Origin of the sequence: uncultured Aquimonas sp. (assembly GCF_937888285.1) — a bacterium.
In the GTDB taxonomy this organism is placed as follows: Bacteria; Pseudomonadota; Gammaproteobacteria; order Xanthomonadales; family Xanthomonadaceae; genus Aquimonas.
On record NZ_CALART010000008.1, the window covers coordinates 1 to 23,936 of the forward strand.

Here is a 23,936-nt window from a genome sequence, read left to right on the forward strand (position 1 = left end):
CCTCGATGGCTGTCTAACATTCCATCGGGTCCAAGAACCTGGGGGCAAGACACAGACGCATCACGAAGTTGGCGTCGGTCTCGCGGTACTGGACGCAGTAGTTCCAGGGCGAGTAGCTGCCGGCGGTGAGCCACTTCACGGCAAACGGGTAGGCGCCGAGCACGTCCTTGACGATGTCGACGACGGTCATCTTCTGGAAGATGCGGTAGTCGGTGCGGCGGGTGGCGTACCACAGGCCCGGGCGCAGGGTCGCGCGGTAGAGATGCTTGCGGCCCGAGCGCCCGGCCGAGCGGAAGCTCACACACTGGCCATTCAAGAATCGCTTGTCGCCGCCCTCGACTTCGAACTCGACGGTGAAGGGCTGGCCGAGGGCGGAAGTGGGGGCGAGGCCGCGTTCCTCGGAAGATGCGGTCAGCTCGAACTCGAACAGCTCGGAGACGGCCTCGCGGCCGGTCAGGCGCTCGAAGCGCAGGGCGTCGCCGAAGGGCGAGCTGAGATTGAATAGGCGGTTCATTGAACTGCTCAGGCGGGTACGCGGACAAGGCGCGAACTACAGCAGCAGGAGCGTCGCCTGGCAAGAGCAAAACTCCTACCACGCGCCGAGGAAGTTCGCCGATTGACGGGCGCCCTGGTTTCTTTCTCTCGAAGGTCTGAATGATGCCGACGCCACGCGAAGGCCTCGCTGGGTGTTCACGGCAAAGCGCGCCAGAAATCGTCATGGACGCTTTGCGCGCCCCGGTCAAACGCTCGTGTCGCTAGCTGCCGTCAGGGGCGTGCGGGTGTAGCCGCAGCAGCGAGATGTTCTCTGCGCGCACTCCGTAGTAGACGAAGGCACGACCTATCTGTCTTGCCGACGAGCCCTTTCGCCGTCTGGTGTCGCTCCTCCTAGAGATTCGCCGGCTCTTGCGAGACCTTGCCCTGCGGCAGCCATAGCCGGAAGCGCGTGCCCTGGCCCGGCAGCGAGGCCACGCAGACATCGCCGCCCAGCGCGCGGATCGCCTCGCGGGCATAGCTGAGGCCGATGCCGCTGCCGCCACCTTCGCTGCGACGGCTGAAGCCCGGTTCGAAGACGCGCTCGATGTCCTGCGGCGCGATACCGCTGCCGTTGTCGTCGAGCTCGATGATCAGCAGATCGCCCTGGCGCTGGCAGCGGCTGCGCAGGCGTCCGCGGAAGCCGCTGCCCTCCTGCCGCGCGCGGCGGGCAATCGCCTGCACCGCGTTCAGCGCCAGATTGAGCAGCACGCGATCGATCACCGCCAGCGGCCCGCGCCATGCATCAAGCTCTGCCGCCTCGTGCGAGACATCGAGCGGGCAGCGCGCCTGCGCTGCCGCCAGCATCAGCGCGGCGCGCAGGCGTGCGGCCAGGTCGAAGTCCTGGTGCGCGGCATCCTCGCCCTGGCCGCGCGCGCGCAGCTCCTCGACCAGGCCGGCGATGCGCTGCTGCGCCGCGGCCAGCGTCTCCAGACGTTCGCCCAGCTGGGTGAAGCGCTGGTCCAGCACGGCCGCCACCTCCGGCTCCAGCTCCGCGCCGCCAAGCTGCAGCAGCAGGGTGTGGAAGGCTTTCAGTTCGAGCTCCAGGTCCTGCGTGCTCAGCCGGGCGATGCCCAGCGGATTGCCCAGCTCGTGCGCCAGCAGCGCCGCCAGCGCCGGCGGCAGCTGCCAGGGCGCACGGTCGGAGCTCACCGCGGCAGCTCCACCACGAACAGTGCGCCGGCCCCGGGCTCGGACTCGACGCGGATGCGGCCGCCATGTTCTTCGGCGATTCCCCAGGCCACCGACAGTCCGAGGCCACTGCCCTGGCCCACCGCGCGGGTGGTGAAGAAGGGCTCGAAGACATGCGGCAGGACCTCCGCGCGGATGCCGCAGCCGTTGTCGCGCACCTCGAACTCGAAGCGCTCCGGCAGCGCCCGCGCGCGCACATCGATGCGCCCGCGCCAGTCGGGCGTCGAACGCGAGCGCTGGTCGTCGATCGCACGCGCGGCGTTCTCCAGCAGGCAGAGGAAGGCCTGCGAGAGGCGCGCGGGCTGGCAGTCCAGCGGCGGCAGCGGCGCGATCTCCTGGTGCACATCGATCGCGCCGCCGTACAGACGGGCGTCCATCAGCTGCAGAGCGGCCCGCAGTGGCTCGTCGGCGGGCACCACCTTGCGTTCGGACTCGTCGAGTCGCGAGAACACCCGCAGGGCCTGGACGATGTGGTTGATCCGATGGCTGCCCTCGGCCACCGTATCGAGCTGCGAGCGCAGCGCCTCGACACGACGCGCGATGGCGCCGGCGACCTCGGGCTCCAGGTCCTCGCCGCCGAGCTGGAGCAGGAAGGCATGGAACTCGTGCAGCCCGTGCCCGGCATTCCGGCTGGCCAGCTGCACGTAGTTGGCAGGGTTGTTGAGCTCATGCGCGAGGCCCGCGGTCAGCTGGCCGGCCGCGGCCAGACGCTCGCTCAGCGCAAGCCGGCCAAGCGCGGAGGTGAGATCGGCGGTGCGTGCCTCGACCTCGTGCTGCAGGCGCCGACGCTGGCCCTCGAGCTGGCGCATGCGCAGGCCAGCGAGGCCCGCCACCAGGCCCAGCGCCAGCAGCACGAACAGCAGCTGCGCCCAGCGCGTTTCCCACCAGAACGGCGTGATCCGCACCGGCAGCTGCGCCTCGCCGGCCGCTTCCGCGCCCTCGGCGTTGCGCACGCGCACGCGGAACAGGTAATCCCCGTGCGGCAGGTTGGTGTAGGTCGCGATGCGGCGCCCGCGTGGGGCTTCGATCCACTCGGGGTCGAAGCCGTCCAGCCGGTAGGCGAACTGCAGCTGTTCGGGGGCGACGAAGTCCGGTGCGGCGAAGCGCAGGCTCAGGTTGCGCGACTTCGCGGCCGGCAGCACCAGCGCATCGAGCAGGTGCGGCGGTGCGCGCAGCGGCGAGGACGGCTCATCGGCCGCCAGCGCCGGCGCGCGGTTGTCGATCTCCAGCGCCGTGAGCAGCGGCAGCGGCGGCGCCGCTGCGGCCTCGACAGCGTCCGGCTCGAACACGGTCAGGCCATCGGGGCCGGCGAAGGCCATCACGCCGTCGGCAAGGCGCGCGCGCGCGCCGATCCAGTAGCGGCCAAGCACGCCGTCGGCGGCGTCATAGCGCCGCAGCTCGCCGCGCGCCGGATCAAAGTGGGCGATGGCGCCGTTGATGCTCATCCACAGACGGCCGCCAGTGTCCTCCAGCAGGGCGTTCAGGCTGCCCTCGGCCAGGGCGGTGCCGGCAAGCGCGGGCCGCAGCGTGGCGCGCGAGGGGTCGCCATCCGCGGCCGGCAGCAGCTCCAGCAGGCCGCCGCCATAGGTGGCCACCCACAGCCGGCCGTTGCTGGCCTGCAGCAGGGCCGACGGCCCCGCCGGCAGCTGGCCCGGTCCCGGTGGCGTCATCACCGGATGCCGGTGCAGCAGGCGGCCGCTGCGGCGGTCGAACCAGTACAGGCCGTCGTGCGCGCCCAGCAGCACGCGATCGGCATCCAGCGCCTCGATGAAGGTGACGATGCTGGCGATCGGATGCTCGGCCAGCATCCTCTTGGCGCCGCGGTCGTAGAGGAACAGGCCGCGGGTATCGGCCGCCACCCAGACCCGCTCGCCGTCGACCAGGAAGCGACGCGAACGCACGCCGGCCAGCTCGGGCGCCAGCGGCGCCGGCTGCAGGTCGCCCTCGCGGTCGGCGATGTACAGGCCCTGGCGCGTGGCCAGCCACAGCCCCTCCGGCTGCAGGTCCATCGAGTAGACAAAGCCGCCCGGCGACGGCGCCAGCTCGCGCAGCTGACCGCGGCCTGGCGTGAAGTGGTAGATCGCATCGGCGCCGCCCAGCCACAGGCCCTCGCCGTCGGCGACCAGGGCGGCGATGCCCGGCGAGCGCAGGGCGCGCGTCGAAGGCGAATCGGGGTCGTAGCTGCGGAAGCGGTTGTTGTAGGCGCTGAGCCGGCTGGCGCCGCCCTCCCAAGTGCCGATCCACAGCGTATCGGCGCGATCGCGCAGCAGCGACATGACCCGCCCGCGGCCGAGGCTGTAGCGCTGGTGGCGATGGTGCTCGTAGCGCAGGCTCTGCAGCTCGCCCTGCGCATCCTCGCGGTAGACCTGCAGGCCGGACTCGTCGCCCGCCCACAGCAGACCGCGGCGATCCGCCAGCAGGGTGCGCACTTCGCTGCGCGCCTGCGGGGCCTCGCGCCAGAGCCCGCTGTCGACATCAAGGATCGACAGCGGCAAACCCTCGCCCCCGACCCACAGGCGCCCGCGCGCATCGAAGGCCAGCGCGTGCACCGGCCGCCCGCTGGCGGGGCCCATCGGCGCAGGCTGGAATTCGCCACGCTGTATGTCCAGCCGCCACAGGCCGTGCACCGTGCCGACCCACAGCACATCGCCGCGCGACAGCAGGGCACGCACGCGCTGGTCGCCCTCGCCTGCAGGCAGCACGAAATTGCGGAAGCCGCCGTCGGATTCGCGCAGCGACACGCCGCCGTCCGAACCGATCCACAGCCGTCCGCCAGCGTCGACGTGCAGGGCAAGGACGCTGTCGCCGGCCAAGCTGCGCGGGTCACCGGGCGCGTGCCGGAACACCTCGAAGCGCTCCTGCTCGGGCAGCAGCCGATTCAGGCCGGCCTCGGTGCCGATCCACAGCTCGCCTTGGGCATCCACGGCCAGCGCGCTGACCCAGTTGTTCGACAGGCTGCCGGGCCGCTGGCTGTCCGGCCGGAACACGCGGAAGTCGAAGCCGTCGAAGCGGTTCAGGCCGTCCTGGGTGCCCATCCAGACGAAGCCGTGTCGATCCTGCGCCAGCGCCAGCACGCTGCCCTGCGACAGGCCCTGCTCCTGCTCCAGCCGGCGGAAACGCAGGTCGCTGTCGTCAAGCGCCGCCAGCAGCAGCTGCGGCACCAGCAGCAGCAGGGCCGCGCACTGCGTGAGGACGGATCGACTGCGGATCGGCATCGGCGGCAAGGCGGCACACCTGCGGGAAGCTGCGGCGATGCTATCCGACATTGCGGCGCGCAGTGCAGGTGCCACGGTGCGGTCAAGGCTCGGCCGGCTTCACGTCGACGCGGTGGCGCGGATCGCGCGAACGGATTGGCGAATCGCGCCCGCTGCAGCATCATCCACCTGAGCCCGCGCCCGCCGCGGGCCACAGGGGGAGCACCGCGTGAGCGTGTTCAAGAAGGAGCGCCTGCCGCCGGAAGACGCGCGCGTCGATCCGACGCATAGCGTGCTGGTGGTGGATGACGAACCCGGCAACCTGAGCGTGCTGCGCGCCCTGCTGGCGCCGCGCTTCCGCGTGCTCGAAGCCGATGGCGGTGCTGCTGCGCTGGCCCTGCTCGACGCGCTGCCGGCGGAACAGCTGCCCAGCGTGGTGCTCAGCGACCAGCGCATGCCGGGAATGACCGGCGTCGAGCTGTGCAGCCAGCTCGGCCAGCGCCTGCCCCATGCCATCCGCATCATCGTCACCGGCTTCGTCGACGTCGGCGCGGTGGTCGACGCGATCAACAGCGCGGGCATCCACAAGTTCGTGGTCAAGCCCTATGACCGCGACCAGCTGCTGCTGACCGTCGAGCGCGCCATCGAAACCTGGGAGATGCGCCGGCGCATCGACCTGCACGTGCAGGAGCTCGAAGCCACGGTGCGGCAGCGCACCGCCGAGCTGGAGCAGGCCAACGCCGCCCTGCGTCTCGCCAATGCCGAGATCGAGCGGGCCAGCCTGACCGATCCATTGACCGGTCTTGGCAACCGTCGCGACGCGCGCCGCCAGCTCGAAGCGGCCGCCAGCGACGAGCGCCGGCACACCGCCTCCGACCGCCAGGTCGTGCTGGTGCTGGACATCGACCACTTCAAGCAGGTCAACGACCGCTTCGGCCATGCCGGCGGCGACGCCCTGCTGGTCGCGTTCTCGGCCCTGCTGCGCCAGCACTGCCGCAGCGATGATCTGGCGATCCGCTGGGGCGGCGAGGAGTTCCTGATGCGCTTCGGCGTGCGCGACGAGGCGCATGCCCTGCAGCGCGCCGACGCCCTGCGCGCAGCGATCGCCGACACCCTGTTCGACATGGGCGAGGGCCGCCAGACCCGCTGCACCACCTCGATCGGCCTGGCCTGCCTGCCGCTCGATCCGGAACGTCCGGACTGGCTGGACTGGCAGCAGGTGATCGAACTCGCCGACCACGCGCTGTACCTCGCCAAGCGCGCCGGCCGCAACCGCGTGGTCGGCCTGTTCGCGACCGGGCTCGCGCCCTGTCCAGTCGACACCGGCAATGCCGAAGCCCTGCTGGCGGCGGGCTGCATCGAGCAGCGCGTGCCCGCTTGAACACCGACCACCACAGACGATGCGGGTGTGCAGGCTAGACCCATGACTCGTCATCCCCGCGAACGCGGGGATCCAGTCAACAGGGCGCAGCGTCTGAGGCGCCCCACCTGGAGCTCACTCGCCCCTGGTCCGGTGCATCCGCGCCCCACTGCGGTCGACGCATACGCAAACCCCACGCGCTATCGACGACCCTCCGGTCTGCGGCTCCCATCCTGTGGCCGAGCACTGAGCCTCAGGTCCATAAACGCCGAAGGGGCCGGCATGAGCCGGCCCCTTCGCTTCGCTCCCAGCCAGGTCGCGAAGGTTCAGCGCGGGAGGTTGACCGTCCAGCCGGCCGTCCAGTTGTCGCGGGGGCCGGCGAAGGCGCCGCGGAACTGCACCGGACGGAAGAAGGCATTGCTCGGCGCCTGCCCGCCACTCAGCAGCGGCGAGGTCGCGGTCGGCAGGAAGCCGCCGCTGATCAGCTGCGGGTCGCCCGAGCCATTGCCGGTGCCGGCGTTGTACCAGGCGCTGACGGCGTAGGCGTTGGTAGCAACATCCTCGAAGGCGCCGTTGAGGCAGGTGCCGACCCAGGAATGGGTCATGGTCAGGGTGTTGCCCGTCTGGGTGGCCGAGCTCAGCGCATAGGTCTGCGCATCGACGAGGTTGATGCAGCGGTCACGGAAGCCGGTGACGACCAGGTTCGAGTAGTTTCCGCCCGAGCCGCGACGGATGCGCATGCCCTCATTGCCCACTTCGCCGCGACCCACCAGGGTCATGTTCGACACCACCGGCTGGGTGCGCGGGGTCTTGTCGGAAGCGGGGTTGTCGTTGTCCGACTCGATGCCGTTGCTGTCACCGCCCTGGTCGGGGTTGATGCCCTGCCAGGCCAGCGCGAACTGGATCTTGCCGTTGTAGCCCTGGTCGAAGTCGAAACAGTCGTCGCCCATGTTCGAGCAGACCAGGTACTTGCCGTTGACGCTGCCGCCGAAGAACTCGAAGCCGTCGTCGAGGCCACCATCGACCTGGACGTGCTCCAGCACGGTGCCCGAGCCGACCGCGTTCAGGGTCAGCGAATTCAGCTCCTCGTTCGGCGCGATCTGCTGGCCGGCCCAGAGGATGCGCACGTAGCGCAGCGCACCCGAGCTGTCGTCCAGCACCGGCGGCACGGCGCCGTAGACCAGCTCCGGCACCGCCTCGAAGCGGCAGGGGGTGGTCGCGGTGGCGTCATTGCAGATCGAGCGACCGTTCAGCACGAGGCCGGCCCAGGAACCCGGACGCGCTTCCGGACCAGTGAAGGTGATCGGCTGGGTGGGGGTGCCCTCGGCGTACAGGCGGCCACCCTGCTTGACCGCGATGAAGTTGGGCGAGCTGATGTTGGTCGAGCCCTGCACGGTCACGCCCGGGGCGATGGTCAGGGTCGCATTGTTCTCGACCGAAACCTGGCCGCGCACGATGTACTTCTTGCCGGCCGGCAGGAACAGGTTGTTGGTGATGCTGTTGGGCAGGAGGCAGTCGCTGCCATCCGCCGTGGTGCCGGCCGGGCAGGACGCGACCGGCTCGTTGCACTCCAGGGCCGTGATCGGGCTGGTCGGCTGGAACACGAAGTTGGCGTTCGACAAGCCCGCGGTGGCGTTCGGGGTGATGTTCACCACCACGCCGTTGCAGGCGAACGAGACCTGGGCGGTGGCGAAGATGTTCTCGGCCGGGGTGCCGCGCTCGCTGAAGCGGCCGCCGCTGTAGCGGAAGAGGTTGACGCCGGCGTAGTCGTTCTGGCCCGCCACCATCGGCACGGCGAAGGTGAACCACACCTGGTTGCCGCTGTTGTCATAGGTGAAGAAGGCGCCGAAAGTGACGTTGGCGCTGGGGATGTAGTCGAGCAGCAGGCCCTTGTTGTCGGAACCGGCGACGTTGGTCCAGGCGCCATCGAAGGCTTCGGTGACGATCGAAGCGGAGGCCGGGCCGGCCAGGGCCAGGGCGCACGAAGTCGCGAGCAGGGTCTTGCGGATGGAACGCATGGGGAAGCTCCGTAAGTGGGGGATCACGTCGAGGGTGTCGACGGGAGCTCGCACACTAAGAAGCTTTTGTTTCAACGAGCCTTCGCAGGCATGACCGTTTGGTGACAGCGACACCCGCGCCAGTTCAGAACTTCCACTCCACCGACAGCGCGGCCTCGCGGCCCTTGCGATAGGCGCGGGTGGGCAGCCCGCCCTGGGTGAACTCCGCCTTGCTGTCGAGCAGGTTGCGCAGGCGCAACTTCAGGCCGAAACCTTCCCACGGCAGCTTCTGGGAAAGCGTGAAGTCGAGCTGCGGGAACGGCTGCTCGTAGACGTCAGGCAAGCCGCTGACTCCAACTCGAAAGATGCGCTCGCCTGAGACGTTGTAGAGCAGTGTTGCTTCCGTGCTTCCATCCGCGGGCTGGTAGGAGAGCGATGCGTTGGCGACATATTTCGACTGCCCCTGCAGTGGGCGCACGGCATTGGTCTGGATACCCTGGTTGTCGCCCAAGTCGATCTCGGAATCGATGCGCGCGTAGTTGGCGCCGAAGTAGATGTCCTCCCAGGGGAAGCGCTGCAGGAAGCCCGGCAGGAAACCGAGGCGCCCCACTTTGTCCAACGACACGTACACGTCGAACTCGACGCCGATATTGGTCGCACTGTCCGCGTTCTCGATCTGAAGCAGTTCGCCGGATGCCGGAGAGCTGACGAGTTCGATGGGATTGGTGAACTCCTTCGAGAACAGCGCGACCGAGAAGCTTTCCAGCGTGCTGAAGTAGTACTCCCAGCGCAGGTCGATGTTCTCAAGCTCCGCCTGCTTCAGATCCGCATTGCCCACGACGCGCGTGTCAGTGAGCGGATCGAAAAAGTTCGCTGAAGTCTGCTCACGGATGTCCGGGCGAGATAGCGTCTCGCTGAAGGCGAGCCGGATCTGTGCTTTGTCGGAGTAGGACCAGGTCAAGCTTCCCGCCGGCAGATAGTCGCGGTTCTCGAGCAGTCCCACCAATGGCTGCGCGTTCGGATTGAACGGGGGAACGGTAACGACCTCCTGCCGCATGTCCTCGCGACGCACGCCCGCATTGAGACGCAAAGGTCCCCAGCCGATATCCGCAGCCACGTAAGCTGCGTCGAGCTGCTGGGTTGCACTGTAGGCATCCGAAGTTTCGGTCACTTCGGAGAGCCGCCAGCCGTTCGGTCCGATGTTGTCCTGCCGAAGCAGGTCCTCCATCGTGATGTGTGGATCGCTGGTGCGCCCGCTGAAGCGGAATCGGCGAATCGACGACACGCGGTCGCGCTCCAATCGCGCGGCGCCGATCTGTGGCGCCAGCTCGAACTCACCCAGCTTCAGGGGCAGCCGCAGGTCTACCGAGTAGTCCGAGGCTTCATCATCCAGCACCTCGAATCGCTGCTGGTTGATCCCGCCGTGTCGATAGACCTGATCCAGATCATCGAACTCGAAGGTATAGGAGCGCGCGTTGGGCGAGTATCGCCCTGCATCCGCCTGGGTGGCCTGCCAGCGAACGTGCAGGCCACCGATCTGCGGAAGGCTGTGCTCGCCCTGCAGCTGAAGCGTGTCCAGCGAGTTCTCGATCCACTCAAGGAGGGTCACACGACCGATCGCGCCCGAGTTCAGCAGACCATCGTCGACGCGCGTCTCATCGGTGGTTTGGCGAAGCCGCGTCGCAGTGAAGTCCACCGAGTGCAGTTCGCCCACACGTAAGCCCAGCGCGGCGAACACACTTCCATCGATGCTGCGCTCGGTCTTCTCGCGTGTGAACTCTTCGGCCGGCAGCAGCCCGCCCTGGAAGAGACTGTAGCCCTTGCGCTCTTCGGTGTTGGCGTCCCACGAGTGGGCATAGCGGACCGCCGCGATATAGCCAAGGCTGACGTCGCTGTCGCCGAACCGGAAGTCGTCGCCGACGCCTATGCCCACGCTGCCGTTCGGGGCGAGGCTCGCCCTGCGTGTGTCGTAGCCCAACGCGGCCAACTCGCGACTGGCGGCCTGCAGCTCGGTCGGGTTTGTGGTCAGTCGCGGACTGCCAAAAACCAGTGGCGAGAAGCGCGCGCCGCGGTCCTCACCCGTCCAGTCGCGGCGCCCACCGTCGTAGCGCAGGCCATCCTCGCCGGTGGTGCCATCCGCATAGCCGACAGTCAGCGAGCTGCGGAAGAAGAACTCCTCCGGTACCCCGCGAGTGCGCAGCTGGATCGTGCCGCCGCCGAACTCGCCTGGCATGTCGGCCGAGTAGGTCTTCTGCACCACGATGCCCTGCAGCACCTCGGTGGGGAACAGGTCCAGCGGCACCACACGACGGGTGGGATCGGGGCTGGGCACCTGGGCGCCGTTCAAGAGCGTGCTCGAATAGCGCTCACCCAGCCCGCGCACGTAGACGAACTTGCCGTCGACCAGGGTCAGACCGGTGACGCGCTTCAGCGCACCGGCGGCGTCGGAGTCGCCGGCGCGCGAGATCTGCTCGGCGCCCAGGATGTCGGTCACCGCCGAGCTGGTGCGGCGTTCTTCGACGAAGCTGGCCAGCGAGCCTTCGATGAAGGGCTCCAGCACCACGAACTCGGGCAGTTCGACGCCGGCGGGCGTGAGCTCGATGGCCTGCTCGGTGGTCTGCTCGCTGGCGATGCTCACGCCCTCGAAGCTGCGCGAGGCGAAGCTCGGGGCCAGCACCGAGATGGCATAGGTGCCCGGCGGCACCTCGGCGCTGAAGCGGCCTTCGGCGTCGCTGACGAGGTCGATCGGCGTGCCGGACACATACACCCGCGCGCCGGCCACCGGCTTGCCGTCCTCGCTGTTGAAGACGCGGCCGCTCAGCGTGCCCGGCGGGCCCAGCTCGGGCTTGGCCTCGGCGGCCGCGGCGGCACCGGCATGGGTGCTCTCGATGAATACGCTGGGCGCGGCATCGGGGTAGAGCGTGGCGATGATCTGCGCGTCTTCGTCCTCGACCAGGTTCAGGTCAAGACTCAGCACTTCGGTGCCGCCACGCAGCACGCGCAGGCGGCGCGCACCGGGCTCGATCCTGAGGTTCAGGGCGCCGTCGCTGCTGGTGCGCCCGCGCGACGCGGCGTCGATCTGCACTTCGGCATCGGCCACCGGCCGGCCTTCATCGAACAGGTAGAGCGACAGCTCGGCGGGCTCGGCCGCGCCCGCCGAGGTGGCGACGAGGGCGGAGATGGCGAGAGCAAGCAGGCGGCGCTTCATGGCGTGGCGTTCCAGGGATCGTGGTGCCCGCGCCGCGCGCAGGCAGGGTGCATCAGGCGCAGGCCCAGGGCGTATCGGCGCATTCCTGCATCAGCCGGCGCAGCTCGGTCGCGCGGCGGAACAGCTCGGGCCGGGTCAGCACCTGCAGATGGGTCTCGACGCGCTCGAACTGGCCGAGGCGGTACCAGGCATAGGCCAGCGCATAGCGCAGGTCTTCGTCGGCCCACAGGCCAGCGCGACGCAGCGCGCCTTCGAGCGCGGTGACTTCGGCGTACTTGCGCGCGGCGATCAGCAGGCCGACGCGCTGCTTCAGCTTGCGCTCGCCGTCCTCGACCCGCGCATTCAGGTTCAGCGCGCGGGTGGTCTGGCCAGCGCGGCGATACAGCTCGGCGGCTTCGACCAGCAGCTCGGGCTCGCGCTCGGCCTGCGCCGCCATCACCTCGGCGGCGGCCAGCGGCTTGCCGCTCTCAAGCCAGGTCTGCGCCAGGGCGCGGGCGATCGCGCCGTTGTCGGGGAACTTCAGGCGTGCGGCTTCGAGAAAGCGCAGCGCTTCTTCGAAAGACTTGCTGCGACGGAGCGCAGTGCCGATCGCGGCGTAGTCCTCGGCCTTGGGCTCGCCGCGATTCAGGTAATCGCGGCCCAGCTCGGCAGCTTCGGCATACAGCCCGGCCTCGACCAGATAGAACACCTGCCGACGCTGGAAGCCCAGGTTGCCGGGGAATCGACCGCCCGCCTCGCTGAGCGTGTCCAGCGCGGCCTGGCGCTGGCCCTGCATCCACTGTGCGTGCGCGCGCAGCAGCCAGGCGCCGCTGATGCCGTTGACCGCCTCGCCGGCCTCGTCCAAGGCCTGCACCGCTTGCTCATAACGCTCCAGACCGAAGTAAGCCTGGGCGCGGTAGAGGTGGATCATCGGCTCGGCCTGGCCCGCGCCGACCGCAGCGTCGAACGCTTCGGCGGCGGTTTCGAGCTGCTGCTGCTCCAGCGCGATCAGGCCGCGCACGGTGTGGTACTTGGCGAGGTCGATGCCCTCGACGCTGAGGTCGACGCGGGCCAGCGCCTCAGCGGCGCGTGCAGCCTCGCCATCGCGCATCAGCAGCGCGGCCAGCTCGACGTAGTCGACCTCGTCGCTGCTCGTGTCCTGCGCGAACGCCGTGAGCGACAGCGCCAGCAGCAGCGCGAGTAAAAGCAGGCGGCTCATGACAGGTTGAACCTCACGCGCTGGGTGGCCCATACGCGCACGTTCTCGCCGCGATAGGTGGCCGGCTCGAACTTCCAGGTCTGCACGCCGGCCACGGCGACGTCATCGAAGACGCCGGCAGGCTGCGCTTCCAGCACCTTGACCCGCTCGACCTGGCCGGTCGGGCCGATCAGCACGCTGAGCAGCACGTAGCCGGTAACGCCCTGGGCGCGGGCGCGCGGCGGGTAGGTCATCGGCGTCTGCACGATCGGGCGCGGCGCGACGTCGACGGTGTCGTCGGTCATCACCACGTCGCCGCTGTCGCCGAGGATGTCGTTGCCGAGACCCAGCTCGTTGGCGTCGAAGCCGGGCAATCCGAAATCGAGGCCGGACAGACCGCTGTCGAGACCGACGATGGGTGCGGGCGCACTGCGCTGCGGCGGGCGCTTGGGCGGCTCCGGCCTGCGCACCGGCTCGGCGGCGGGCGGCTTTTCCTTCTTGACCACTTCGATTGAACTGAAGGCGTTGCCGTCCTCGCCCTCGGGCTGCTCGAAGGGGCGGTTCATGAACAGCACCAGGCCCAGCACCAGGGCGGTGCCGAGCGCGGAGGCGCCGAGACCCGTCAGGCGCGGATCGCGGAGCTTCATCAGCCTTCCCCGGCTTCGGCAACAGTGGCGACGCCAACGTCCTCGGCGCCGGCCAGACGCGCGGCATCGACCACGCGGATCAGCTTCTCGGCCGGTACCTGGTCATCGGTAATGACCAGCACCGACTTCTGGGTCATGCCCTTCAGCTGGTCGCGCACGCGCGACTGGATCACCCACTCACGCACCGGCTCACCGTCGAGGTAGGTCTCGCCCTGGCGGTCGATGTACAGGCGCACGGCCTTGGTCGAGGCGACGACTTGCGTCTGCGCGGCCGGACGGTTGATGTCCAGCTTCATGTCCTTGACGAAGGTCGTCGAGACCATGAAGAAGATCAGCAGGATGAAGGTCATGTCGATCATCGGGGTGAGATCGACGGCGGCCTCGGGGGACTTGCTCTGGCGACGACGCAGCATGGGCTCAGCCTTGGACGGTGGCCGGCGCAGCCGGCACGTGGCGGTGGTCGGCTTCGGGGTCGAAGCGGCTGATCAGGAGATCCTTGATCTGGGCGAGATCCAGCTCCAGCTGCTGCTGGCGACGGTCGAGGAAGAACTTGACGATGACGCCGGGCACGGCGACCACGAGGCCCATCTGGGTGGTGAACAGCGCGGTCGCGATGCCGGCGGCGATGCCGCCGCCCTGCGAGAACAGGCTCATGTCGCCCAGCGAGCGGAAGGTCTCGATCATGCCGGCGACGGTGCCGAGCAGACCCAGCAGCGGCGCGATCGACACCACCGCGGTGATCACCGTGGCGTGCTGCTTCAGCTGGCCGTCGAAGTCGCCGAAGGCTTCATCGAGGTAGCGGCGCAGGTTGGCACGTGGCCGCGCGCAGACCTCCATGCCGCGCACGATGGCCTGGTCGACGATGCCGTCCTGCGCCTTGGCGCGGCCGTCGGCATAGCGCTTGATCAGCACGCGCACATTCTTGCGGCTGCCGCGCTGCAGCAGGGCCCAGCGCGCACCGATCGCGTACCAGAGCACCACCGCGCAGACCACCAGCACCGGCATGACGAAGCCGCCGGAGCCGAGGTAGGCGCCGATCGATTCGAGGATGCCGCTGTCGGGGTCGAGTCCCAGGGCCATGGCGGTCTGTCGTCCGGAGCCGTGGGATCAGGCGGCGTTGCGCGCGGGCGTGCCGCTGCGCACGTCCTGGTACAGGTTCACGACCTTCAGCGCGGCCTTCTCCATGTCGTCCTTGATGCTCTCGGCCCAGCCGTTCAACAGGCTGCCGAACAACAGGGCGGGAATCGCCACGATCAGGCCCTGCATCGTCGTCACCAGCGCCGTGGCGATGCCGCCCGACAGCAGCTTGGGATCGGAGGTGCCGAACTCGGTGATCACATCGAAGGTCTGGATCATGCCGGTGACCGTCCCCAGCAGGCCCAGCAGCGGGGCGACCGCGGCGATCATCAGGATGTAGGCGCCGAAGCGGTTGAGATGGGTGGACTCGTGCAGGATCGACTCCGACACGATGTCCTCCAGGTGCTCGCGCTCGCGGTCGAGGTTGCGCAGCGCCGCGGTGACCACGCGCGCCGCCGAACCCTTGAAGCGCTTGGCGGCGGCGATGGCATCGTCGATCCTGCGCGCACGCACCGCCGGGGCGACGCCGTCCATGATGTTCTGGATGCTCGCACCCGCGCGCTGCAGGAACAGCGCGCGCAGCACCACCAGCAGGGCGGCCGACAGGCCCAGCGCCAGGATGATGTAGCCGATCAGCCCACCCTTCTTCATCTCGTTGATGAAGCTCTTGTCCTCGGGATCGAGCACGGCGGTGTTGGCGTTCTCGAACAGATAGGCCTGCAGCGTGGCCGGCAACTGACCCTGGGCCAGCACCTGCGCGCTCTCGGCAGCCGGGTCTTTCCACAGGCGGAAGCGGCCACCGCCGGCCGGCACCAGCGCACCGCTGCCCTGCTCGCTCACGCCATAGGCGGCGATGTTGCCGAAGCGAACGATCTGGCCCTGGACCTCGGTGCCGTCGGCGAGGAAGAAGGCGCCGGCCTCACGGCGGATCTGGCCAAGCTGGCCGAGCTGGGCAATGCCCTGCTCGAACATGCCCTGCAGCTTGGCGAGTTCGTCGCGAGCGGCAAAGTCGTCGGCCGACAGCGTCTCGTTGCCGAAGCCGGCCAGCGTGCTGCGCGCCTGCTCCAGGGTGGCGTCGATGAAGCCCGAATTCTCGGCCAGCGCGAACGCAGCCTGCTCGATGCGGGTGAGTTCCTCGGTGGCGGTTTCGGCCTCGGCGCGCTGGGCGAACACGCGGTCCTCGAGCGCGGCGACCTCGGCCTCCAGCCGCGACTTCTGGGCGGCGGTCTGCTGGCGGATCTCGTTCACGCGCGCCGTCAACTCGCGCTTCTGCGCTTCCAGCAGGGCGTACTCGCGGCGATAGGCCTGCTCGACGTTGACGGTCGGGGCCGGCGCGGTTGCGGCGGCTGCGGCAGCAGGCGCAGCGGTCGCTGGCTGCGCGGGCGCGCTGTCCTGGGCCAGCGAAGCGAACGGCAGCAGGCCGCTCAGAAGAAGAATGGCGAGGCGGTTCATCGGGCGGCTCCGGCGGCGGCCAGCGGCAGTTCGAACCAGCCCTGGCGGATCTGCTTGCCCAGCGCGTCGAACAGGTTGCGCACCTGCGCCTGCTGGCGTGCTTCGGTGAGTTCGACGAAGGCCCAGCCGCTGCCCTGGCGCTGGGCCTGACCCAGGCGTCCATCGCGGGTGCGGAAGTACAGGGCCATCGAGCCGAGCTTGGCGACATCGGCCAGCACGCGCTCCTCGCCGAGTTGGATGGTCTGGGTGTGCAGACTGTTGTCGCGCGAGAGCCGGAACTCGTCCTCGAAATAGGCCCAGAGGCGGTTCACGCCGCGCTGCGCGGGCACGCTGCCGTTCTCCAGCTCGCCGCGGAAACGGTCGAGTTCGCCGAGCCGCTCTTCGATCTTGAAGGGCAGGCCCGACTGGATGTGCGTCTTCAGGGCCTCGATCGCGCTGAGCAGGGCCGGCCGCAGGTTGTCGCCGCTGGCGCCGGCCGCTTCGATCTCGGCCTGCTTCGCGGCCAGCTTCTCGCGGGCCTCGCGCGCCGACAGGCCCTGGCGCTCGGCGCTGTTGCTGAGCTCGGCTTTCTGCTGGTTCAGGCCCGCCAGCATGACCCGCTGCTCCTCGCGCAGCAGCTCGAGCTCCGAGTTCAGCTGCTCGACTTCGCCGCGCAGGCGGATCAGCCCCTGCGCAAGTTCGTCGGCCGCGTCCTGGGCCTGGGCGGGAATCACAGCCGCAAGGCACAGGGCCGCGAAGGCAGCCAATGCGCGCGGTCGAAACGCGGTGGGGCGGGTCATGGAGGCTCCGGACAGCGGTATCAGCACGGCGCAGGCTGCGCGCGACAGCCGCATACGCTATGACCGGGCGGTTGCGCTTTTATGACAGGGCGGTCATGCGCCTGAAACATCCGGGCGCGGCGGGCCTGCACGCAGCGACGCGCGCAGGCTTGCCGTGGCGGGTGCGCGAGAGGTCCTCAGCCAAGCCGTTGGCCGGCACGCGTGCAGCTCTGGGAGAGGCTCAAGATCGTCATCGAGCCGAGCTGCGCGGTGCCGCTGGCGATGATCCTGAAGTACCCGGCGCGGATCGCGAGGTCGGAGTGATCCTGTCGGGCGGGAATGTCGATCTCAACGCCTTGCCCTGGTAGGGCGTTCGGCGAGCCCTCCGGCCAGCCACGCCCCGTAGCGCCCATAGGGTGGGCCCCGGCCCACCATGGGCTCCATACTTGCCTCGGTTTGGACTCGTCTTCGGTGGAAGCGAGAACACAACCACCTAGCACTGGGGCGAGAGCGCAGCTCATGGTGGGCCGGGGCCCACCCTATGTCTTGCGTCGCCGGTCGCGCGAAGCGAGCGTCGAATCCCGAATCCCGAATCAGGCGCGCAGGGCTTCGATCGCCTCGACGTCCTTGGGCACGCCGCCGGTCAGCACTTCATGGCCCTCGGGCGTGACCACCACGTCATCCTCGATGCGGATGCCGATGCCCTGCCATTTCGCGGCGACACCCTTCATGCCGGGCGCGATGTAGAGACCAGGCTCGATCGTCAGCACCATGCCGGGTTCGAGCAGGCGGTATTCGCCGCCGATGCGGTAGTCGCCGACATCGTGCACATCCAGGCCCAGCCAGTGGCCGGTCTTGTGCATGTAGAAGCGGCGGTAGCTCTCGTCGGCGATGCACTGCTTCAGCGTGCCGCGCAGCAGGCCCAGCGAGAGCAGGCCTTCGGTCAGCACCTCGACCGCCGCCTCGTGCGGGTCGATCCAGCGCTTGCCCGGACGCACCGCGTCGATCGCCGCCTGCTGGGCGGCCAGCACCAGCTCGTAGAGCGCGCGCTGCTCGCGGCTGTAGGTACTGGAGATCGGAAAGGTGCGGGTGATGTCCGAGGCATAGCCCTCGTGCTCGGCGCCGGCGTCGATCAGCAGCAGCTCGCCGGGCTTGAGCACGGCGTTGTTGGCGCGGTAGTGCAGCACGCAGGCGTTGGCGCCGCCGCCGACGATGGGTTCGTAGCTGGGCACCGCGCCGTGGCGGCGGAAGCCGTGCAGCAGTTCGGCCTCGATCGAATACTCGTACAGCCCCGGCCGCGTCGCCTGGATGGCGCGCACGTGCGCTTCGGCGGCGATCGCCGCGCTGTGCCGCATCAGCTTGAGTTCGGCCGCGCTCTTGAACAGGCGCTGCTCGTGCAGCAGGTGGCCGAGCTCCATGAACTCGTGCGGTGACTCCGCACCGTGGCGGATCTGCGCGCGCACGCGGTTGACCCAGCCGATCAGCTTCAGATCGAACTCGACCTCGCGGCCGAAGTGGTAGAACACCCGCGAGCGGCCTTCGATCAGGCCGGGCAGGATGTCGTCGATGTCACCGATCGGGTAGGCATCGTCGAAGCCCAGCGTCTCGACCGCACCCTCGGGCCCATGACGCGGGCCGTCCCAGGCTTCGCGCTCGGCGTCGCGCTCGCGGCAGAACAACAGGGCCTCGCCGTGACTGCGGCCGGGCACCAGCACCAGCACCGCTTCGGGCTCGTTGAAGCCGGTCAGGTACCAGAAGTCGCTGTCCTGCCGGTAGGGATAGGTGCTGTCGCGGTTGCGGATGCGTTCGGCCGCGGCGGGCAGGATCAGGATGGCGTCATCGCCGGCCAGCCGCATCAGCTGCCGCCGGCGGCGAACGAACTCGCTGCTGCGGATCGGAGCGGGGGCGCGCAAGAGAGCCATGGTCTCAGTGCAGGGTCGACTGGCTGGAGTCGCCGCCGTGCTCACTGTGCAGCAGCAATACGGCAACGCGCACGAATTCGACGATTTCCTCCAGCGCGTTGGCGTCGTCCTCGTCGTCCTCGAAGCTGAGCTCGGCCTGGGCGATGCGGGCGAGATCCTCGATCGCTTCGCGACCCTCGTCGGACAGCTGCGAGGCCGAGGCGGTGCCGAGACCGAAGCCGCCGAGGAAACCGCGGCACCAGGCGCCCAGCGCCTCGATGCGGTCGCCGAGGTCGGCGTCCTCGCCGGGCAGCAGCAGGTCGAAGCCGTACTCGCTGTCGCCGAGCTGGGCGAGGGTGCGGCTGCGCAGGCGGTCGAGCACGCCGCCGGGGGCCTGGCGCGGCGCCTCGACGGCCAGCGCGTCCAGCCAGTCGGCGCCAGCCAGACGTCCACCGGCCGACAGCAGGCCGCAGATGGAGCCGTGCAGCTCGGCGGCATCGATGCCGATCGCGGCATCGGCCAGCGCACGTTCGACTTCGGCCAGGGAGGGAAGATCGGAATCAGCCACGGCTCACGCAACCACGCTCGGAAAGGTCGGCAGTGTAGCGCGGGCGTCCTGTCCGGCCGACCCGCCTGGCCCTGGGATGCCGCGCGCAGTCCTGTGCATGGTGCTCGCTGCATCCGCTGCGAATGCGCGCGGCATCACACTTGCTTGTTGGATTCGAGGCCGCTGCCTACACTCCGGTGCTCTGGTCCGGCGGTTGTCACGGATCCGGGCGCCGATGTGGCAGGGCGCGGGACGCGGCAACCGAATCGAACGGGGCGGCGATGAGCCTGGGCAAGCGCGGAGGCATGCGGAGCATTGGTGCAGGCATCCTGCTCGGGATCCTTGCCCTGCTGCAGCCGCTGGCTGCCCTTGCGGCCCGCCAGGACTACCACTTCCGGGTCATCGACAGCCGCAGCGGGCTGGCCCAGAACACCGTCAACGCGCTGCTGCAGGACAGCCGCGGCTTCGTCTGGATCGCCACCGAAGGTGGCCTGCACCGCCATGACGGCCGCCACCTGCGCCTGTTCCTGCACGACCCGGACGACGCCAGCAGCCTGCCGGAAACCTTCATCACCGCCCTCGCCGAGGACGAGCACGGCCGCCTGTGGGTCGGTACCAATACTCGTTTCCTCGCCTCGATCGATCTCGCCAGCGGTCGCGTCGAACGCCACCTGCTGGCGCGCTCGGAGGGTGGCAAGGGCCACCGCGACCGCGTCACCGGCCTGCTCAACCAGCCCGGCGTGGGTCTGTGGGTCAGCACCGGCCAGGGCATCGAGCTGTTCGATCCTGAGACCGGCCTGCGCGAACGTCGGCTGAGCTTCGAAGGCGATATCGAGGGCAGCCTGCGGCTGGCGGGCTTGAGCCTGCTCGACGACGGCAGCGTGCTAGCGGCGACCCACGAGGGGCTGTTCGTGTTCGCGCCAGGCGCGACCCTGCCGCGCCGCGTCGGCGCCCGCAAACGCCTGCACGCGCTGCTGAACGACGGCGGCGATGGCGTCTGGATCGGCGCCGAGGACGGCCTGTTCCGCTGGCGTCGCGGCGATCGCGAGCCGCAGCGCATCTGGCCCCTCGAAGGGCGCTCGGCGCCAGTGCGTTCGCTGGCGCTGGACGCGCGCCAGCGGCTCTGGCTGGCCCTGCACAACGGCGGCCTGCTGCGGCTGGATCCGCTCAGCGGCGAGACCCTGGCCCTGCGGCATGAGCCCGACGTCGGCAACAGCCTGCATGAAGACCGCCTGGCGCGGCTGATGATCGATCGTTCGGGCCTGCTGTGGATCGGCGGAGAAGCCCGCGGTGTGGCCACTACCCGGCCCGAGGGCGCGCAGTTCTCGCGCGCGTTCGAAACCCGCAGCGCCCTGGACCCGGTGCTGGTCAACAACGTGCGCACCCTGTTCGAGGATGTCGACGGCGAACTGTGGATGGGCTCGGAAGGCCGCGGCTTGGTGCGTCTCGTCGGCCCCCAGCTGGAATTCGAAAGCCACTACGCGGCGCTGCGTGCGGCCCTGCCGGGCAATGGCAACGGCAACGGCGCTGCCCCCGCCATCCGCGTGTTCGGCATCGCCGACGCCGGCGAGGGCCGGCTGTGGGTGTCCAGCGATCTGGGTCTGTTCGAATACAGCCCGCGCCAGCTGCGCGCCCGCCGCGTCGAGCTGCCGCCCGCGCCAGGCAAGGCCGAGCCGGTCAGCGACCTTCGGCATCTGATCCGCGCCCGCGATGGCCGGCTGTGGATCACCACCTTCAGCGACGGCCTGCTCGAGTGGGATCAGCGCAGCGGCCAGCACCGCTGGTACCGGCACGACCCCGATGATCTCTCGACCCTGAGCCACCCGCTGGTGACCTATGTGTTCGAGGACCGCGACGGCCAGATCTGGGCGGGCACGCTGGAGGGCCTGAACCGGATCGATCCCGCCAGCGGCCGCCTGCAGCGTCTGCTGCACGATCCCGCGGATCCGGACACGCTCAGCGGCAACCTGGTGAGGCATGTGGTGCAGGACCCGCAGGGCGACCTCTGGGTGTCCACCCACAGCGGCCTGAACCGCCTGCAGCTGCTGCCCGAAGGCGGGCTGCGGGTGCAGCGCTTCGGCACCGCCCGCGGGCTGGCCTCGCCGACCGTGTACGCCGCCCTGCGCGGCAGCGACGGGCGGATCTGGCTGAGCGGCAACAGCGGCCTGGCGCGTCTCGCGCCCGACAGTGGCGAAGTGGTCCGCTACGAACTGCAGGATGGCCTGCAGGACTTGGAGTTCAACGGCGGCGCGGCGCTGGCGCTGCGCGACGGCCGCCTTGCCTTCGGTGGCGTGCGCGGGCTCAACCTGTTCGACCCGCAACGCTTCACGCCCAGCCCCTTCGAGGCCCCGGTGCGGCTGACCGCGATTGGCGTGGGGCGGCGGCTGAGCGCAGTCGAGGGGCTCGACATGCCGGCCGAGCTGGAGTTCCGGCAGGCCGAGCAGGTGCTGCGAGTGGAGTTCGCCGCCCTCGATTTCAGCTTTCCCGAGCGCAACCGTTTCCGCTTCAAGCTGGAGGGCTTCGACGAGGACTGGAACGATGCCGGCACCCGCAGCGAGGCGACCTATACCAACCTCGGTGCGGGCGCCTACCTGCTGCGCGTGCAGGGCAGCAACCGCGACGGCCATCTGAGCACGGACGAGGCGAAGCTGGCGATCCGGGTGGTGCCGCCGCTCTGGGCCAGCCTGCCTGCCTTCATCACCTATGCGCTGGTGGCCCTGCTGCTGGGCGCCCTGTGGCTGCGCCGCGCGCGCGCCGAGCGGGTCCGCCAGCGTCGCCTGCTGGCCGAGCTGCGCGAGCGCGAGGAGCGCCTGAAGCTTTCACTCTGGGGCTCGGGTGACGAATTCTGGGACTGGGACATCCGCAGCAACCGGCTGTACCGGGTCGGCGCCGAACAGCTGCTGGGGCCGGGCGCCGACAGCGAGCTCGACACCGAGGACTTCCGCTCGCGCGCGGTGCATCCCGAGGACATCCGCCGCCTGCAGCAGATCATGCAGGCGCACATCGCCGGCCGCACCGAGTTCTTCGAGTCCGAGCACCGCGTGCGCCGCGGTGATGGCGACTGGGTGTGGGTGCGCTCGCGCGGCAAGGTGGTCGAGCGCGACGCCAGCGGCACGCCAGTGCGCATGGCCGGCACTGCCCGCGACATCACCGAGAGCCGTGCCGCCGACTACGAGCGCCGGATCGCCTCGGAAGTGCTGCGCAGCATGGGCGAGGCGGTGGCAGTGTGCGGCCTCGACATGCGCTTCGTCAGCGTCAATCCGGCCTTCTGCCGGATCACCGGCTACGCACCCGAGGACGTCCACGGCCAGCCCGTCGACCTGCTCCACAGCAGCCAGCACGACGAGACCTTCTACCGCCAGGTCAATGACGCGGTGGTGGCGGTCGGCCAGTGGCAGGGCGAGATGTGGCAGCGACGGCGCGACGGCGAGGAATATCTCGCCTCCGTCGAGGTCAATGCGGTCAATGACGCGCACGGCGAGCGCAGCCATTACGTGTGGGTGGTGAGCGACATCACCGACCGCAAGCGCGCGGAGCAGGAGCTTCGCTACCTCGCCAACTACGACACCCTGACCGGCCTGCCCAACCGCAGCCTGCTGTCCGAGCGGCTCGCCCGCGCGGTGGTGCGGGCGCGGCGCCAGGGCACCCGCGTCGCCGTGCTGTTCCTCGATCTCGACCGCTTCAAGGACGTCAACGACTCGATGGGCCACGCCGCCGGCGACCGCATCCTGAAGTCGGCGGCGGCGCGCCTGCTGGCCACCGTGCGGCCGCAGGACACGGTGGCGCGGCTGGGCGGCGACGAGTTCACGGTGATCCTGGAGGACCTCGACGACCGCCACGCCGCGGAAGAGGTTGCCCAGCGCGTGGTGGGTGCCTTCATCGCGCCGCTGGATGTCGAGGGTCGCAGCGAGATCATCATCACGCCCTCGATCGGCATCAGCCTCTACCCCGACCACGCCCTGGTGCCGACCGACCTGCTGAAGTTCGCCGACACCGCGATGTATGCGGCCAAGGACCGCGGGCGCAACACCTACAGCTTCTACAACGAGGCGATGGATGCCGAGGCCCGGCGTCGCGCCTCGCTGGTCGCGGCGCTGCGGCGCGCGCTGGACCGCCGCGAGTTCTACCTGGTGTTCCAGCCGCGGCTGGACCTCGCTTCCGGCCGCATCGCCGGCTTCGAGGCCCTGCTGCGCTGGCGCAGCGAGGAGCTCGGCGAGATGAGCCCCGGCGAGTTCATTCCGGTCGCCGAGGAAACCGGGCTGATCCTGCCGATCGGCGAGTGGGTGCTGCGCGAGGCCTTCAGCGTGCTGTCGGGCTGGCAGGTCGCCGGCCGCACGGGCCTGTCGATGTCGATCAACGTCTCGGTGCTGCAGCTGCTGCGCGGCAACGTGGTCGGGCTGATCCAGGAGCTGCTGGCCGAGTATCCGCTGCCGCCGACCTCGGTCGAGCTGGAGGTCACCGAGAGCATGGTCATGGCCAATGCCGAGCAGGCCACCGCGGTGCTGCACCAGCTGAAGGGCCTGGGCGTGCTGCTGGCGATCGACGACTTCGGTACCGGCTATTCCTCGCTGGTCTACCTGAAGCGGCTGCCGATCGACACGCTGAAGATCGACAAGGAGTTCGTCGGCGACCTCACCACCGACCCCGACGACGAGGCGATCACCGCCACCATCATCACCATGGCCCACTCGCTGGGCCTGAACGTGGTTGCCGAGGGCGTCGAGACCGTCGAGCAGCTGCAGTACCTGCACGAGCAGGGCTGCGACGAGATCCAGGGCTACTGGCTGTCGCGTCCGATCGAGGAAAGCGACTGCATCAACTTCCTCGACCACCACGAGCCGGCCCTGCTGATGGCGACCGCCGGCCTGCGCCTGTCTATTGACCGCTGAGCCTGCG

Annotated in this window: 15 protein-coding genes; 2 read left to right on the forward strand and 13 right to left on the reverse strand. The window is 69.4% G+C overall.

The window, feature by feature from the left end:
* Positions 1–13 precede the first annotated feature (13 nt).
* The 3 genes from Q0654_RS01430 to Q0654_RS01440 form a co-directional block, all read right to left on the reverse strand.
* The gene (locus Q0654_RS01430) at positions 14–514 is read right to left on the reverse strand and encodes a contractile injection system protein, VgrG/Pvc8 family (protein WP_298849746.1); all 501 of its coding nucleotides are present in this window, start codon (positions 512–514) and stop codon (positions 14–16) included.
* A 371-nt stretch (positions 515–885) separates the two neighbouring features.
* Complete coding sequence (locus tag Q0654_RS01435; RefSeq protein WP_298849747.1) at positions 886–1,683, reverse strand: sensor histidine kinase; 798 nt, start codon at positions 1,681–1,683, stop codon at positions 886–888.
* Complete coding sequence (locus Q0654_RS01440) at positions 1,680–4,937, reverse strand: two-component regulator propeller domain-containing protein (protein ID WP_298849991.1); 3,258 nt, start codon at positions 4,935–4,937, stop codon at positions 1,680–1,682. The genes Q0654_RS01435 and Q0654_RS01440 overlap by 4 nt, the downstream gene beginning before the upstream one ends.
* Before the next feature lie 208 nt (positions 4,938–5,145).
* Between Q0654_RS01440 and Q0654_RS01445 the strand changes: the two genes are divergently transcribed.
* Positions 5,146–6,297, forward strand: coding sequence for a diguanylate cyclase (locus Q0654_RS01445; protein ID WP_298849749.1), 1,152 nt, complete (start codon positions 5,146–5,148; stop codon positions 6,295–6,297).
* A 305-nt stretch (positions 6,298–6,602) separates the two neighbouring features.
* Here Q0654_RS01445 and Q0654_RS01450 read toward each other — a convergent pair whose 3' ends face one another.
* The 10 genes from Q0654_RS01450 to Q0654_RS01495 all read right to left on the reverse strand — a co-directional run bounded on the left by Q0654_RS01450 (position 6,603) and on the right by Q0654_RS01495 (position 19,061).
* A complete protein-coding gene (locus tag Q0654_RS01450) occupies positions 6,603–8,294 on the reverse strand; it encodes a hypothetical protein (RefSeq protein WP_298849751.1) in 1,692 nt (563 codons plus the stop codon).
* Between the two features lie 124 nt (positions 8,295–8,418).
* Positions 8,419–11,481, reverse strand: coding sequence for a TonB-dependent receptor (locus tag Q0654_RS01455; protein ID WP_298849753.1), 3,063 nt, complete (start codon positions 11,479–11,481; stop codon positions 8,419–8,421).
* 52 nt (positions 11,482–11,533) lie between these two features.
* Positions 11,534–12,679, reverse strand: a complete 1,146-nt coding sequence (locus Q0654_RS01460) for a tetratricopeptide repeat protein (protein ID WP_298849755.1) — start codon at positions 12,677–12,679, stop codon at positions 11,534–11,536.
* Positions 12,676–13,305, reverse strand: a complete 630-nt coding sequence (locus Q0654_RS01465; RefSeq protein ID WP_298849757.1) for an energy transducer TonB — start codon at positions 13,303–13,305, stop codon at positions 12,676–12,678. Before Q0654_RS01465 ends, Q0654_RS01460 begins: the two co-directional genes overlap by 4 nt.
* Positions 13,305–13,718 (reverse strand): biopolymer transporter ExbD, encoded by a 414-nt coding sequence (locus tag Q0654_RS01470; protein ID WP_298849758.1) that lies wholly within the window; start codon positions 13,716–13,718, stop codon positions 13,305–13,307. Before Q0654_RS01470 ends, Q0654_RS01465 begins: the two co-directional genes overlap by 1 nt.
* 4 nt (positions 13,719–13,722) lie before the next feature.
* Positions 13,723–14,385 carry a MotA/TolQ/ExbB proton channel family protein gene (locus Q0654_RS01475; protein ID WP_298849760.1) on the reverse strand — a complete coding sequence of 221 codons (663 nt, stop codon included), beginning with the start codon at positions 14,383–14,385 and terminating at the stop codon, positions 13,723–13,725.
* 27 nt (positions 14,386–14,412) lie between these two features.
* Entirely contained in the window at positions 14,413–15,834 is a 1,422-nt protein-coding gene (locus Q0654_RS01480) for a MotA/TolQ/ExbB proton channel family protein (protein WP_298849761.1), read from the reverse strand.
* Positions 15,831–16,613 carry a DUF3450 family protein gene (locus Q0654_RS01485; protein ID WP_298849763.1) on the reverse strand — a complete coding sequence of 261 codons (783 nt, stop codon included), beginning with the start codon at positions 16,611–16,613 and terminating at the stop codon, positions 15,831–15,833. The genes Q0654_RS01480 and Q0654_RS01485 overlap by 4 nt, the downstream gene beginning before the upstream one ends.
* Positions 16,614–17,185: 572 nt before the next feature.
* Positions 17,186–18,514: an aminopeptidase P N-terminal domain-containing protein gene (locus tag Q0654_RS01490; RefSeq protein ID WP_298849764.1), complete on the reverse strand. Its 1,329-nt coding sequence runs from the start codon at positions 18,512–18,514 to the stop codon at positions 17,186–17,188.
* A gap of 4 nt (positions 18,515–18,518) precedes the next feature.
* On the reverse strand, positions 18,519–19,061 hold the full coding sequence (locus Q0654_RS01495) for a UPF0149 family protein (RefSeq protein WP_298849766.1): 543 nt from the start codon (positions 19,059–19,061) through the stop codon (positions 18,519–18,521).
* 260 nt (positions 19,062–19,321) lie between these two features.
* Between Q0654_RS01495 and Q0654_RS01500 the strand changes: the two genes are divergently transcribed.
* Positions 19,322–23,929: an EAL domain-containing protein gene (locus Q0654_RS01500; protein WP_298849768.1), complete on the forward strand. Its 4,608-nt coding sequence runs from the start codon at positions 19,322–19,324 to the stop codon at positions 23,927–23,929.
* The last annotated feature ends 7 nt before the right edge of the window (positions 23,930–23,936 follow it).